Annotated in this window: 20 protein-coding genes and 1 tRNA gene; 2 read left to right on the top strand and 19 right to left on the bottom strand. The window is 68.5% G+C overall.

Features of this window, described 5'->3' with window-relative positions:
* Positions 1 to 2 precede the first annotated feature (2 nt).
* Positions 3 to 1007 (bottom strand): ArgS-related anticodon-binding protein NrtL, encoded by a 1005-nt coding sequence (gene nrtL / locus ACFY10_RS50670; RefSeq protein WP_390672200.1) that lies wholly within the window; start codon positions 1005 to 1007, stop codon positions 3 to 5.
* A gap of 99 nt (positions 1008 to 1106) precedes the next feature.
* Positions 1107 to 1625, bottom strand: a complete 519-nt coding sequence (locus ACFY10_RS50665; RefSeq protein WP_390672199.1) for a response regulator — start codon at positions 1623 to 1625, stop codon at positions 1107 to 1109.
* Positions 1626 to 1926: 301 nt separating this feature from the next.
* Here ACFY10_RS50665 and ACFY10_RS50660 point away from each other — a divergent pair.
* Positions 1927 to 1998, top strand: a tRNA-Arg gene (locus ACFY10_RS50660).
* Between the two features lie 229 nt (positions 1999 to 2227).
* Here ACFY10_RS50660 and ACFY10_RS50655 read toward each other — a convergent pair.
* From ACFY10_RS50655 to ACFY10_RS50585, 15 genes are all read right to left on the bottom strand, one after another.
* Positions 2228 to 3601: a tyrosine-type recombinase/integrase gene (locus ACFY10_RS50655; protein WP_390672198.1), complete on the bottom strand. Its 1374-nt coding sequence runs from the start codon at positions 3599 to 3601 to the stop codon at positions 2228 to 2230.
* The gene (locus tag ACFY10_RS50650; RefSeq protein WP_390672289.1) at positions 3598 to 3771 is read right to left on the bottom strand and encodes a helix-turn-helix transcriptional regulator; all 174 of its coding nucleotides are present in this window, start codon (positions 3769 to 3771) and stop codon (positions 3598 to 3600) included. Before ACFY10_RS50650 ends, ACFY10_RS50655 begins: the two co-directional genes overlap by 4 nt.
* A gap of 11 nt (positions 3772 to 3782) precedes the next feature.
* A complete protein-coding gene (repSA, locus tag ACFY10_RS50645) occupies positions 3783 to 5144 on the bottom strand; it encodes a replication initiator protein RepSA (protein WP_390672197.1) in 1362 nt (453 codons plus the stop codon).
* The gene (locus tag ACFY10_RS50640; RefSeq protein WP_390672196.1) at positions 5137 to 5550 is read right to left on the bottom strand and encodes a hypothetical protein; all 414 of its coding nucleotides are present in this window, start codon (positions 5548 to 5550) and stop codon (positions 5137 to 5139) included. Before ACFY10_RS50640 ends, repSA begins: the two co-directional genes overlap by 8 nt.
* Positions 5547 to 5783 (bottom strand): hypothetical protein, encoded by a 237-nt coding sequence (locus tag ACFY10_RS50635; protein WP_390672195.1) that lies wholly within the window; start codon positions 5781 to 5783, stop codon positions 5547 to 5549. Before ACFY10_RS50635 ends, ACFY10_RS50640 begins: the two co-directional genes overlap by 4 nt.
* Positions 5780 to 5986: a hypothetical protein gene (locus ACFY10_RS50630; protein ID WP_390672194.1), complete on the bottom strand. Its 207-nt coding sequence runs from the start codon at positions 5984 to 5986 to the stop codon at positions 5780 to 5782. The genes ACFY10_RS50635 and ACFY10_RS50630 overlap by 4 nt, the downstream gene beginning before the upstream one ends.
* A gap of 90 nt (positions 5987 to 6076) precedes the next feature.
* Complete coding sequence (locus tag ACFY10_RS50625; RefSeq protein ID WP_390672193.1) at positions 6077 to 6400, bottom strand: SpdD-like protein; 324 nt, start codon at positions 6398 to 6400, stop codon at positions 6077 to 6079.
* Positions 6401 to 6424: 24 nt separating this feature from the next.
* Complete coding sequence (locus ACFY10_RS50620) at positions 6425 to 6580, bottom strand: hypothetical protein (protein WP_390672192.1); 156 nt, start codon at positions 6578 to 6580, stop codon at positions 6425 to 6427.
* An 18-nt stretch (positions 6581 to 6598) separates the two neighbouring features.
* Positions 6599 to 6805: a mobile element transfer protein gene (locus ACFY10_RS50615; RefSeq protein ID WP_390672191.1), complete on the bottom strand. Its 207-nt coding sequence runs from the start codon at positions 6803 to 6805 to the stop codon at positions 6599 to 6601.
* 19 nt (positions 6806 to 6824) lie between these two features.
* On the bottom strand, positions 6825 to 7499 hold the full coding sequence (locus ACFY10_RS50610; RefSeq protein ID WP_390672190.1) for a DUF2637 domain-containing protein: 675 nt from the start codon (positions 7497 to 7499) through the stop codon (positions 6825 to 6827).
* Positions 7500 to 7577: 78 nt separating this feature from the next.
* Positions 7578 to 7772: a hypothetical protein gene (locus tag ACFY10_RS50605; protein WP_390672189.1), complete on the bottom strand. Its 195-nt coding sequence runs from the start codon at positions 7770 to 7772 to the stop codon at positions 7578 to 7580.
* On the bottom strand, positions 7769 to 7993 hold the full coding sequence (locus ACFY10_RS50600; protein WP_390672188.1) for a hypothetical protein: 225 nt from the start codon (positions 7991 to 7993) through the stop codon (positions 7769 to 7771). Before ACFY10_RS50600 ends, ACFY10_RS50605 begins: the two co-directional genes overlap by 4 nt.
* A complete protein-coding gene (locus ACFY10_RS50595; RefSeq protein WP_390672187.1) occupies positions 7990 to 8163 on the bottom strand; it encodes a hypothetical protein in 174 nt (57 codons plus the stop codon). The genes ACFY10_RS50600 and ACFY10_RS50595 overlap by 4 nt, the downstream gene beginning before the upstream one ends.
* Before the next feature lie 82 nt (positions 8164 to 8245).
* A complete protein-coding gene (locus ACFY10_RS50590) occupies positions 8246 to 9595 on the bottom strand; it encodes an FtsK/SpoIIIE domain-containing protein (protein ID WP_390672186.1) in 1350 nt (449 codons plus the stop codon).
* 5 nt (positions 9596 to 9600) lie between these two features.
* Complete coding sequence (locus ACFY10_RS50585) at positions 9601 to 9948, bottom strand: hypothetical protein (RefSeq protein ID WP_390672185.1); 348 nt, start codon at positions 9946 to 9948, stop codon at positions 9601 to 9603.
* A 440-nt stretch (positions 9949 to 10388) separates the two neighbouring features.
* On the opposite strand from ACFY10_RS50585, the gene ACFY10_RS50580 reads away from it, so the two are divergent.
* Entirely contained in the window at positions 10389 to 11432 is a 1044-nt protein-coding gene (locus ACFY10_RS50580) for an XRE family transcriptional regulator (protein WP_390672184.1), read from the top strand.
* Here the strand turns inward: ACFY10_RS50580 and ACFY10_RS50575 are convergent.
* Both ACFY10_RS50575 and ACFY10_RS50570 read right to left on the bottom strand, forming a co-directional pair.
* A complete protein-coding gene (locus ACFY10_RS50575; RefSeq protein ID WP_390672288.1) occupies positions 11416 to 12210 on the bottom strand; it encodes an NUDIX domain-containing protein in 795 nt (264 codons plus the stop codon). The two genes, ACFY10_RS50580 and ACFY10_RS50575, sit on opposite strands and share 17 nt — an antisense overlap.
* A gap of 102 nt (positions 12211 to 12312) precedes the next feature.
* On the bottom strand, positions 12313 to 12876 hold the full coding sequence (locus tag ACFY10_RS50570) for a nuclease-related domain-containing protein (RefSeq protein WP_390672183.1): 564 nt from the start codon (positions 12874 to 12876) through the stop codon (positions 12313 to 12315).
* Positions 12877 to 13007: the final 131 nt, after the last annotated feature.

The following is a 13007-nucleotide window of genomic DNA, read 5'->3' as shown; positions in this document are numbered from 1 at the left end:
TCTCAGAGGTGTTGGGGTGCGTCGATGCCGAGCAGGGACAGGCCGCCGGCCAGCACCGTCCCGGCGGCTTCGGCGAGCGCGAGCCGGGCACGGTGGGCGGCCGAGGGTTTCTCGTCGCCGCGCGGCAGCACCACGGGAAGAACGTCGAGAACGGCATCGGCGACGGTGACGAGGTGCCGGGCCAGACTGTCGGGCGTGCGTTGTGCCGCCGCACGGGCGAGGACGCGGGGATGGTCGGCGAGGAGGAAAAGAAGGCCGCCCATGCCCTCTTGTACGTCTCCTGGATCTCCTGGGTCTCCTACGTCTCCGGGCTCGGAGGTGAAGCCCAGGTCGGCGGCGTTACGGCTGAGGGCCCGGGTGCGGGCGCAGGCGTAACGGACACGGAAGAGAGGGTTGCTCTCGCGCTGGACCAGATGATCGGCGGTGATACGCGGCCGGTCGTGGGCGGCGGGGTGCAGCAGCGCCCAGCGGGCGGCGTCGGGGCCCAGGAGGGCGGGGTCGTCCGGGGCCGGGACGGGCCGGAGGTTCACCGGCTCGCGGTGGTCGACCTCGACGCGGCCGCCCTGGGAACCGACGATGCGCACGAGGGCGTCGGCGACGACTTCGGCTCGGACGTCGTACGGGATACGCACCTCGACGACCTGCCCGGCGAGGGCGTCGCTGTGACCGTACGCCGTGCCGTCACGGAGGATCTCGCTGATGAGCGCGGCCGCGGATCCCGCCGCCCCCTGCAGGCTGATGTTGATGAACCCCGGCCCGGTGACGACGACGTCGGCGACGCCGTCCGTCCGGGCGAGGTGCTGCTGCAGGATCTCGGCAACGCGCCGGGGCGGCTGCCCGGCCGGCCGGGCGAGCTGCAGGGCGATGTTGGTGGCGTAGTCGCCACACCCACCCGGCCCGGGCGGCACGACGACGGCCCGTTGCGGCACGGCCACACTCAGCTCCCCCTCGTCGACAGCACGACGCACCGCGCGCAGCACGGAACGGGAGAGCTCGACGGGGGTCACGGGACAAGCGTATGGGAGGAGGGGGGTGGGTAGGCGAGCCGGTTTGGGGGAGGGTCCGGGATGTGGACGCGGCGCGGACCAGAGGGCATCCGGCCCGAGTCAACCGCCGGCGCGCCCGGCCCGCTCGGCCTCACCGACCCCGAGCACACTCCCGAGCCCGGACCCAGCGCCCTCTCCCCTGCCCCTCCCACTCCGCCTCCGCTCCATCAACTGCTGTACGAGGCGCACGAGTTCGGCAGGTTCGAAGGGCTTCGCAAGGAAGGCGTCGACCCCGACGTCCAGGCCGGTCTCGATCTCGTACGAGGTGCAGGCACTGACGATGGCGAGGGGAAGGTCACGGGTCCGCGGATCGGAGCGAAGCCGGGCGGCCGTACGGAGGCCGTCGAGACGGGGCATGACGACATCGAGGGTGACGACATCGGGCCGCACCTGATGAACGACATCCAGACACTCGGCACCGTCAGCCGCGGTCACCACCTCGAAACCCTCCAGCTCGAGATTGACCCTGATCAGCTGCCGGATGACCTTGTTGTCGTCCACAACAAGCACCCGGCCCGACGCGCCTGGCACAACTCGAGAGTAGGTCCGGACCGGCCACCGCGTCCGGGTTTTCCCCACTTCCGGCCCTTGCGGGGGATGGGGGTTCGGGGCTTCCGGGCCTTGTGGGGGATGGGGATTCCGGGCTTCCGGACCTTGTGGGGGATGGGGGTTCCGGGCTTCGGGACCTTGCGAGGGAATGGGGGTTCCGGACTTCCGGACCTTGCGAGGGAATGGGAGTTCCGGCGGCGGTGGCGGGGTGCGACCGCCGGGCGCTGCGGCGAGGGCGAGGCCCCGGGCGACGTCGGAAAACCCGTTCATGAACACCCCGGATCAGCTGGTAGGGTTCTACCCGTCGCCGCGCACGCAGCGCAGCGGACACGCCCCCGTAGCTCAGGGGATAGAGCAACGGCCTCCGGAGCCGTGTGCGCAGGTTCGAATCCTGCCGGGGGCACCCTTTCTGAGGTGCCTAAAGACCCCGTGACCAGCAGAGATGCTGAGTGCGGGGTCTTCGCGTGTGTGCAGCCGTATGCCGCTCTGAGCGGCCCTATGTCGGCGTCCGTGGACTATTCGTGGACACGATCTTGAGGCATCGCGCCTGGTCAATCCCGGGAATGACGAAGGCCCCCGGACGAATCTAGGGGCCTGCAGCCTAGCGCGCCTCACACGCCAGTCACGCGCTGTCACTCGTACTCGCGAAGCAACTCTTCGATCTTGCGGTTGGCGATCTCCTGCCGACCGTCGATGCACTTCGCGTAGCGGCTCAGCAGGACCTCAACGCTGTTACCCGCACGCTCGGCAACCTCGGTCGCATCGACACCGGAGTTGAGCCAGGTCGACAACGCCGAGTGCCGAAGGTCATACGGGCGGGCGGCGAGGGGCGAGGCCAAAGCGGGCGGCGGGAGCGCCAGCGCGCGAGCCTCCTGCCAGACGCGGTAGTACGTCGACGAGCCGACTACTCCCCCACGCTCGTTGGTGAACAGTCGCCCGTCCTCGGCAGTGCCGAAGGTGTCGAGGTGTTCCCGCAGGATCGCGACGAGCTGGGGCGGGATGGGCACCGGCCGGACCTCTTCGACGGGCCGGTTCTTGAGCCCGCGGTGGTCGTGGGTTTCACCGGAATCGGTCCAACGCTTGCCGACGCTTGGGCGAGTCCGATTGAGCAAGGCAGCCCCCCAACCCACCTCCGGCAGCTTGAGATCTGCCGCCTTGAGGCCGACTACCTCAGCGGGTCGAAAGGCGCCGTAGTACATGCAGGCGAAAAGCCCGACGAGTCGACGGCCGCGTGCCCTGCGGTATCCGCCGATGTACGAGACCGCGGTCAGCAAAGCGCGAGCCTGTTCAGGGTTGGCCACTACTCGGGGATCAACTTCCTTGACCACCTTCGGCTTCTTCCAGCGAACCGCAGTGATCGGATTCTCTTTGAACTCGCCGAGGTCCACCGCGTAGTGCAGGGCGTTGACCAGCGTCCGCCGCTTGCGGCGTACGGTTTCCGCCGCAGCTGCCGTCCCGTCGAGCTTGAGCTTCAGGGAGTCCAGGACAGCCCTGCCGATCGCCGGGTCGCCAAGATCCGCGAGAGACCGCGAAGCCTTGGCCGCCCAGTGGAGTGTGTTCGCGATCTCTGTCGGCACGTCGCTGTCATCAGGGCCGGGAAGGACGAAGGCCCAGTTGCGGAGCGCCTTCCTGAGCAGGTCATCCGCGGGCCGTCCCGGGCGGTCGTCGAGGAGAGCCATGGTCACGGAGGTCAGCGATTCGTTGATGCCATCGCGCGTGTTCGGCGCGGCATGCGGCCACTTCATGGCGAGGTATTTCAGGGCGAAGGCGTACCACGTCATCGAGGGCGCCTTTTCAACCATCGAGTCCGGCAGCCCGGTCACCGTGTCGAATTCCTCGCCGTCACGCATGGCGCGGAGCAACTTGGAACGGTAGTTGTCGGCAAGTCCCTTGGTGCGGAACTGCTCGGAGCACACGTTCCCGGCGACAACCCACCTGACGTCGTAGGACGCCTTCTTGGTGTTTCGCTTCCGTACGCCCCAGACCTTCACGTCGAGCGACTTCATGCCGCCGCCCTCTCTCGGCTGTTCAGCCACGCCGTGAAGTCGCTGCGCCACACCCGCAGTTCACCATTGGGCAACTTGAAAGCCCGCGGAGCCTTCCCCAACTCGCGCCACCGGTAAAAGGTCCGGCGTGAGATGCCCTTGAGCTCTGCGAGGATTTCGTCAGTTGTCATCAGCTCGTCCCTCACGCCGTCTCTCCTTCCAAGGCTTCGCGTGCGGTTTCTCGATTGAGCTGGATGTCTCGAGCAATCGATGCGGCGAGGGCGGATTCGCCGGGGGTGTGGCCGTGACCGGCGTACTGCCAGTCGGCGAGGACGAGGACGGTATCCGGTTCGTGGCCGTCGAGGCCGAGGGCGGCGCGTTCCTGGGCGGCGCGGTAGTCGGCGCGCGTCCGGCGGAGAGCACCGAGGGTGGTGGAGTAGCGGCGCGACTTCGTGGAGAAGTGGCCACGGAAACCGAGCATGTGAGCCCAGGCCCACAACCGTCGATCGGGGTAGAGCGGGTCGAGGTCGCGGCATGCGGTGATCAGGCGGCGGGCGTGGTCGGGGACGTGGTGGCGATCGAGGTCGGCGAGTTCGCCGATGCGGCGGTCGAGGGTGCCGGTGTTCTCAGCGGCTTTGGTGGCGTACTTGGCGACGTAGGACGCGACGGCCTGCTCGGTGAGGTCGGAGTCGTCACCGAAGGCCTTCACAGGGCGGATGTCGAGTTCACGGCCCCAGCGGAGCGTACGGGCGGGTTGGTCGCCGGCCGCGGGAACACGGACGCCGGTGTAGGAGTGCCGGACGGCGGTCCGGATTGCGTCGGTGAGCAGGTCGACACTCGCCCAGGAGGGCGGTGGCGAGTCGGATCCATCGGGCCCGTCGAGGCGGATCACGGCGTGGAAGTGGATGGCGCCGCGTTTCTGGAACTCGGCGACCTTGCCAAAGGAGAGGCGGCAGACCTCTTTGAGTTCGCGTTGGGTGAGGCCGGCGCGGGCGGCGATCTCGCGGCGGAGCCGGTTGGTGAAGCGCTGCCACAGGTCGCCAGCGTGGTTGTTGAACAGCACGGCGCCCGCGTAGTCGTAGCCGTCCGGGTCGAGGGCGGTGCCGAGGGCGGGATCGTCCTCGCGGTGGTGGCGGCAGCAGCGGCAGGCTCCATGGTCGGGTCGATTGTGGACCGCGCCGAACGAGGGCGCGGTGAGGGTGGCGAAGACGCGGGGGTGATCCCGGACGGTGGCAGGGATGTCACGGCGATCGTCGCCAGCAAGCCCGGCACGGATGAGGTGGTAGGTGTCGCCCGCATACGTCCAGGCACAAGACGGGCAACGGGAAGCGCGGCGGTTGCCGCACGCGATACGCAGTCGTCCGCCCGGCTCCCCGTGGGTGGTGTAGCGGTGCAGTACCTCGCCAGTGGACTTGTCGTGGCGAGTCGTCCAGCCGCGCAGGTGGATGGGGTCGGCGCAGCCACCGGTGCGGTGAATCTGGTGCTGCCAGCGATCGAAGTCGGGGGCGGAGGCCACCCGCAGCAGGTCACGAAGGGCGATCGGGTCGGTGAGCAGGTCAGGCACGGGCCGCCTCCCGCACCAGGTCGAGGAGGGCAGAGGTGGGGGTCCATAGGCCGCGGGCGCCGGGGCAGGAAACGGCGCGAGCAAGGCGGTGGACGTCGGTGAGGTGCCAGTGCCACTGCCCGGGGGCGGACCACAGGGTGCACATGCCGTCGTCTGCGTGGCAGTCGTCCAGGCGGGCCCAGCCGAGGACGGCGCCGGCCGGCTGTGGGCGGTTCAGGAAGGGCCGAGCCATCACCGCGTGCTTGGCGGCGGGATCGATGGTGGCGCCGGCGTGGATGAGGAGCCAGCCGCGGTAGTCGGTAGGCCAGCGCCGGTTCTCGATCCGCTTGGTGCCGTAGGCGATGCAGGACGCCCAGGGCTGCCACAGGGTCAGGGCCCGCACCTCTACGGGGGCACGGTCCGTCATGACGCCACCTCCGAGGGGCCGATAGCGATCGCGTCGAGGGCGCCGGCGGCTTCGATCGCGGCGGCGGCGAGGCTGCGCAGGGACTCGGACGTACCGGGGCGGGCGATGAGCGCGATCTCGACGAAGTCGCCCTCAACGCGGAGGCTGACGAAGGGGTTCGTGCGGTCCGCGAAGGGAGTGACGCGGTAGCGGGTGTCCGCATCGAGGTGGGCCGAGGTGGTCAGGCTCTTCACGCCGCCACCTCCACATCCGCGGCGGTGAGCCGGGGGCGGAGGGGCACGGTGCCGGTTCCGTGGCAGGTGCCGCAGTCGACGTGGAACAGGACGCGAGAGCCGTCGGGGTGGCGGGGGCCGGCGGGTATGGCGGCGGTGGCGAAGCCGTCGCAGTTCGGGCAGATCCGCACGCGGGTGATCGTGGCCGGGTTGGGGCCGGGCATGATGGAGGTTCCTTCCGGTTCTTGTGGATCGGACAGGGACGGCGCCCGGGCGGCGGAGACTTGGCGGTTTCAGGGCCGCCCGGGGGCCGGTCAGCGTCGCTTCGTCTCGGAGGCGACCAGGGAGCGCAGGACCACTGCGCAGATGGCGATCGAGACTCCGGTGACGGCGACCGCCAGCAGCATGGAGACCAGAACGGCGCCGACGACCAGGACCACGAGGGTGCCGCCGCCGACGAGCGCGAGCACGGTGCCCGGGGTGAGCTGCACGACGGGTCGGGACGACGCCGAGGCAGGGGCCATCGGGGCGGGCGGCGGAACCTGAGTACCCGGGACGACGGCGGTCGGCTCGACGACGACAGGCGGGATCGCGTGGCCGGTCGGGACGGGCATGGTCGGGATCTTGGGGCGAAGCATCGGTGAACTCCCTTCTGCGGTCGGTTACTTGGCGAACGGGTCGATGGCCGGCGCGAGCAGGCTGTTGGCGAGGAGGTAGCCGCCGATCAGCAGGACGACCACGAGCCAGAGCGGCGGGCGGAGGGTCTTGACGCCGACGACAGCGAGGCAGGCGATGAAGAACCACAGCGGCACGGACATGGCGGGGTGTCCCTTCGGCTACTCGTACTTGCTCTTGATCCGGCAGCGGTGACCCTTGGCCGCGATGCAGACGGCGCCGTAGCTGGTGTAGTCGGCGGACCAGCCGCACTGGTCGGCGGTGCAGGAGGCGATGTAGCCCTTCTCGCCGGACTTGGTGAGGGCGCGGCCGATCTCGACGGGGCCGTAGCGCTGGAGGCGTTCGAAGAGGAAGAAGCGGTGTCCCATCGGTCAATGTCCTTTCTGGCTAGGTGAGTTGGGCGGCGATGGCGGCGGCCATGGGCGCGGGGACGCCGAGGCGGGCGCGCAGGGTCTCGCCGTCGATCGGGTGGCCGGTGCGGGCGTGATGGTCGTCGGCGAGCTTGCGGGCATGCGCGACCAGCGCGGGCGGAACCGGCATGGCCGCAGCAGGATCAGTGGGCGCCGGGTCGGCGGCGGGCAGGGCCGGCGGGTCGACGGCCGCAGTGACCGCGGCGGGCTCCGGCTCCGATGTCGGGGCGGGTGCGCGTTCGACGTCCAAGTCGGAGGCCGCGGACTCCGATGGGGCGTCCGTCTGGTCGACGGGTGGTTCGGGGGCGTGGGCGAGCAGGGTGCCGCCGAGGAAGGCGAGGGCGGGCCAGCCGGCGACGCCAAGGCGGAGCAGGGCGGGCGGGTCGTTCATGTCGAGGAAGCCGGCGGTGGCGATGTTGGCGCCGAGCGAGGCGACGAGAGCGATCAGGAACCAGCACCAAGCCAGCCAGGAACGCTGGGCCCGCAGTCGGCGCCAGGCGGCGACCATGAGCAGGTCGACGGAGACGGGGTAGGCCCAGGCCTTCCAGCCGGTCTGGCCGGCGGCTTGGGCGAGGTCGTGCAGGTGGGCGAAGGACAGGGCGCCGGAGATCACGGCTTGGACGAGAACGAGGTGGTACAGGGCGCGGCGCATGGTCTTCACCTCCCTTCGCGGGTGGTCGGGCCAGGGACGAGGCGGGGAACGTGGTCCGGCCGCCCCGTCCCGGCGGGTTCAGTCGGTGGGGGCTTCGCCGGTGCCGAGGCAGGTCAGGCACAGGCCGGCCTGCCGGTGGTCGGTGAGTCGCCCTTTGCGGGTGCCGACCTTGACGGCTTCGCTGATCTCGCCGTGGCCTTCGCAGTCCGGGCACGTCGCCAGTTCCGGCTTGGTGGTCTTGCGGCGGCTGGCGGGCTTCCTCGCGGTGGTCACGGTGTCCACCCCTCGCCGGGGTACTGCGGGCCGTCGGTGGGGTCGTAGCCGGGCGGGAACAGGCCGGGCGGCGGCTCCGGGAGGGATGCGGCCAGGCACGGGCCGACGGTGTCGACGAAGTCGAGGTCGGCGCCGAACATGTCGGCGTAGAGGGCGAGTTGGCCGAGAAGGATCACGGTGCGGGCGAAGTCCTCGCAGTTCGGGCACATGGTGGCGATCACCCGCGCGAGCGGCGGTCGGCCATGGGCTCGACCCAGCGCGCGGTGAGGCTGTCGGCCGCCGGGACCTCCGCAGCCACCGGGTCGCAGTCGCCGTAGTCACCGTGGCGCCGGTCGACCTGGGCCTGACGCTGCTCTTCCAGCTCGGCGGTGGTGTCGTCGTTGCGGGTCATGGCTTCCTCCTTGGTTTTCGGCATGGCTCGGGTAGGGACCTGGCGCGAGGCGGTCGCGCCGACCGTGAAGCAGGTGCAGGGTTCAGGCGGCTTTGGTCACCTGGGGCGCCTCATCGGGCGCGAGATCCACCAGCGGGCGGAAGCGGGCCAATTCGGGGAGATCCGGGGTCAGGCCGGCGTGCTTGTTGCAGGCGGTGACGGCTTCCCGCATGGAGGTGTAGGCGGAGCGGATGCGGGTCCAGTCGCCGTTGGAGTAGCCGACCACGGCCATGCCGGGCCGGTCGTTGCGGATCTGCGTGGCGGCGAACACTGCATGCGGGGAGACGTCCCCGAAGGCCATCTTCGAGCTCGACTCGTCGTTGACCCGATGGGACATCCGGCCGGTGAGCTGGGCGCGCAGCATGGTGATGCCGTCACCCAGTTCGGAGCCGAAGCGCTGCCCGTAGATGTCCACGAAGATGCCGGCGGCGCGACCGAGCTGAGCCAGCCGCACCAGGGCGACCACGGCCCGTTCCCGGCGCTTCTTCTCCTTCGTGGTGGTGAACAGAGCGAGTTCGGCGATCTCGTCAATCGTGACCACCACCGGCACCGGGCGCAGGTGCTCCGGCAGGCCCCAGATGTCCGCGGTGATCTCCACATCCGGAGTGTCCGCGCTGACCCGCTGCTCCCGCCGGATCACCTGATAGATCGACTCCATCCGGGCCACCAGGGCTTCGAGGAGATCGGCGGCATCGTCGGGGTTGTCGGCCAGCCCCGAGAACCGGCGTGCCAGTGGGGCGAGTTCGACGCCGTTCTTGCAATCGATGCCGACCAACGCCACGTGCTGGGCGGCGAGTTCGGCGATGACGCGGCGTTGGGTGACCGACTTGCCGGAGCCGACCGCACCCAGGGTGATGGAGTGGGGCACCTGCCGGTAGTCGCGGTAGTGGACCGAGCCGTCCTCCCGCAGCGCGATCGGAATGCGCAGCGCGGCGCGGTCGACGCGGGCCGGCATCTGCACCCGCTTGAGGACGTCGTAGCCGGTCATGGCGATCTCGACGGTGCCGGGTTTGATCTCGCGGGAGGTGACCTGGTGGACGCCGAAGGCGTGCCGCAGCCGGTCGACCGCGGCCGAGTAGTCGAAGGCGTCCTGACCGGGCCGCATCCGGATCCGCAGCCGCAGCCCGGTCCGCGTGGGCTTGATCCACAGCAGCCGGGGAACCCTCTGCCGCGGGGTGTCCCAGTTGAACCAGCGGGCCAGGGTCAACCGGAGCCGGGAGGCGGAGACCGTCAGGTCACAGGCGTCCATCACGGACGCGTACCGCAGGCCGACCTTGAGCATGGCGAACAGGACGCCGAAGGTCATCCAGTACCAGGCCGGACGCCGCCACCGCAGCAGCAGCGCCAGCCCGACCAGGACCGCTAACGCGGCGACGATCAGCAGCTTGGTCATGGAGCTCAGCCCTTGCCGTTCGAGCCGGCCGGGGTGAGCTGCTTGGCGGCGACCGCGATCGCACGGTAGGAGATGCCGTGCCCGAAGTCGTTCTCCCACGGGCGGGCCACCAGGCCCGGCAGCTCTACCGGCAGGCCCGCCACGAGGTCGGGCTGAATGCCGTCCTCGGCGACCACGATCGTCACCGCGTCCGGACGGCCGTCCACGATCACGGCGACGTTGACGTTGTAGAGCACCTTGCCCGACTGCCGATCCGTGGCCACCTCACCGGTCTCACGGTTCTTGACCTTCTTCTCCGGGGCCTGGATCAGCATGACCGTCATCGCGGTCGTGTCGACGGGGATCTGACGCATGATGGAAGTTCCCTTCAGAGGGGCGGGAGCGGCGTACTTGCTTGGCGGTGGGTCGCCGCTCCTGCGCTGGCGTTGATTCCAAAGGCGAAGCGCCCGAAGGCACTTGCTGCCTCATCTGGTGCGCACCAGTAGGTTGCATCTGGTGCGCACCAGATGTCAAGTGGTGTCGCCGTCTGGCTTTCTCAACTCGCCTTCCTGCGACACTTCTAGGGAACAGCGCAGCTCAACTCCCTGGTAGCCAACAGGGGTTCACATCAGCACAGTTAAGGCCGGGGTTAACCCCTCCCGACCTGCGGCAACGTGAGGCATGCTGGTGTTAAGGACCAGGAATCACATGCAAGGCGGTGCACGTGACTGGCGGACTTCGGGCAGTGCGGAACGCACGCGAGTGGTCGCAAGAGAGGCTGATTCGCGAGATCGAGCGGTACGCACGGCAGCACATGGTCACGATCGCCTCAACAGCGAGCCTGCGCGTCTACGTGTCGGAGTGGGAGAACGGCAAGAGGCCGATCAGCGAGCGGTACGCGAAGATCCTTCGGGCCCTACTAGGGGTCACGGATGACGAGTTGCACGGCAGGCACGTAGCACCGGTCGAGGCGCTTCAGACTGGTGGGTACGACGAGCTCATCACGCGAATCGACTCGGCGCGAAGCGTGAGCCTAACCATGGTCAAGACCTTCATGGATCAGACGGAGTTGCTGCGGACCGTCGATCGACGGATGGGCGCTGCGAGCCTCATTGATCAGATGACCGGTCACCTGTCGACCCTCGAAGAGGCGCTGACCTTTGCCGTACTCCCAGGGACTCGGCGACCCGTCGCGCGAGCACTGGCCGGAGCGGCGACACTCGCAGCATGGCAAGCACTCGATGCCGGCTCCGTAGAACGGGCATGGCGGCACTACGAGTTAGGGAAGCGTGCTGCCAAGGAAGCCGATGAGCCGATGTATCTTGCGCATGCCACGGCCGAGCAAGCATACGTACTCTGCGATGCTGGCCGGCCGGCGATGGCCGTCGAGTTGGTACGCGACGCCCAGCGCGTGGGAGGGCGGATGATGTCACCGCGGCTCCAAGCCTGGTTGTACGCGGCCGAAGCCGAGATCTGCGCGAAGGCCGAGATGCCCGACGACTGCGAAAGGGCGCTGGAGAAGGCCATCAATGTGTTGCCTCCCGGCGAAGAAACGCGGGACCCCGACATGCTGAGCATCTTCCTCAACGAAGGGCACTTGACCCGATGGCGCGGGAATGTGCTCGCTCAACTTGGCGACGATGACGCAGTCAGCAGCCTCTACCTCGCGCTCGACTCCGCGGACCCCGAGTTCGTGAGGGCGACAGCCGGCCTGCGATGCGATCTCGCGCAGGCCCACCTCGCGCGCGAAGAGTACGACCAGGCCCACACACACCTGCGAGAAGCGCGGTTGCTTGCCAACCGGACCGGGTCAGTACGTCACCGCCGGCGGATCGAGCAGCTTACGCAGCGGATGTAGGTGAAGAGCCAGCCGCGCGCGAAGCGAGCACGTGAAGGAGCGCAACGAGGGTTCCAGAGCCCATGAGTTCGCCACGCTCCATAAGCCCAGGGATATCCGCGAGGGGCACCCAGGCCACATGACCCGCTTCTTCGGCGTCAGTTGGGTCACCAACGTGCTTGGCACCGCGCCCCACGAAGATCTCGTGCGGAGAGTCGACCATGCCCACCATGGGTTGGTAGGTCACCACGTGTTCCAGCGCGTCGGGTCGCCATCCGGTCTCTTCCTCGACCTCGCGCAGAGCTGTCGCGGCAGGATCTTCGCTCTCATCCACGATGCCGCCGGGAAGCTCCCAGCCGAAAGTCTCAGGGACGAAGCGGTAGCGCCAGAGCATGAGGACGCGGTCTTGATCGTCCATGACCGCGGCGATGGCCACGTGATGTAGTCGCACGACGTGATGTTCGAAGCGCTCAACACCGGGCGGCTCGACATCCACGAGGCTCAGTTTCACCCACTGGTTGTCGTAGACGGTCCGCTCTCCATGGATCTGCCAGGGCTCCAGGTCGCTAGGAGCCTTGGTCGTGACCGAGCGATCGGGGACGCGATAAGAGCTACGGCCGTGCACTTCGACAACGCCTTCAGCGACGAGCTTCGCTAGCACCTGCCGTAGGGCTGTACGCCCGATGCTCAAGTCTTCACTCAGGGTGCGCTCGGAGGGGAGTTTGGTTCCGGGCACGTACTTGCCTGTCGAGATCCACTCACGAATCGTGCGGTACACCCGCTCCGACTTCGGTCCCATCCCCTGAGCACGCTCCCGTCGCTTCACATCAGCCAGCACCAGCGTACGGCACCTACTCGTTGAGTTGGCCGTCTCGTCACGCTTGCTGTCAGCCCGAGTGGATCAGCCCCGGAGCCACGCTCGCCGGTGTCGCGCGACGGCATAGACCTGCTCGACCTGGTCCGCGGTGAGCTTGCCCGAGAGGGGGCCAAGAGCCGAGACCTCACGTTCCTGATAGATCCGCACGGTGTATTGCGTAGCAGCCCGCTGCAGGGCCGCAACACCGACGAAGACGAGCACTGGCTCCACGGGAACAACAGCTCCCGTGTGGCTCTCAAGCACTCGCCGCACGTATGCCGCTTCCGCCTTGCTTGCCGCCGCGTACGGGACAGGCCGGCCACCATTAACCTTGGCCATCTCGTCGCCTACCCAGACAGACGCTCCCTGGTGGCACTTCGTGTTGATGGTGAACACGCCGCCGGGACCGATCAATAAGTGATCGATGTCGCCGCCGTTACTCTTCGGCACACCGTGCAGAACCCGCCATCCCTGCCCCGAAAGGCGTTGCAGCTCTCGGCCTACGCGACGCTCGCCGTCAAGGCCGACATACCAACTGTCCCACTCTGAAGAGCGCTTCAGTAGCTTGGACCACGCTCGCTGGACGGTAGATGGACCGCGAGCGGCCATAGCTTCAAGAACCACCGCGCCTGGACGGTTCTGCGCTAAGAAGCCGTATTCCTATCGATCATGAGGACGGTTCTGGTCGAACAAGGTGCCTGGTCGGGTGATCTTGGCCGGGTGGATGCATGAGAACAGGG

This window comes from Streptomyces sp. NPDC001401, assembly GCF_042895385.1.
GTDB lineage: Bacteria > Actinomycetota > Actinomycetes > Streptomycetales > Streptomycetaceae > Streptomyces.
The sequence above is the reverse complement of the archived record's forward strand: the minus strand, read 5'-3'. Positions and strand labels throughout refer to the sequence as shown.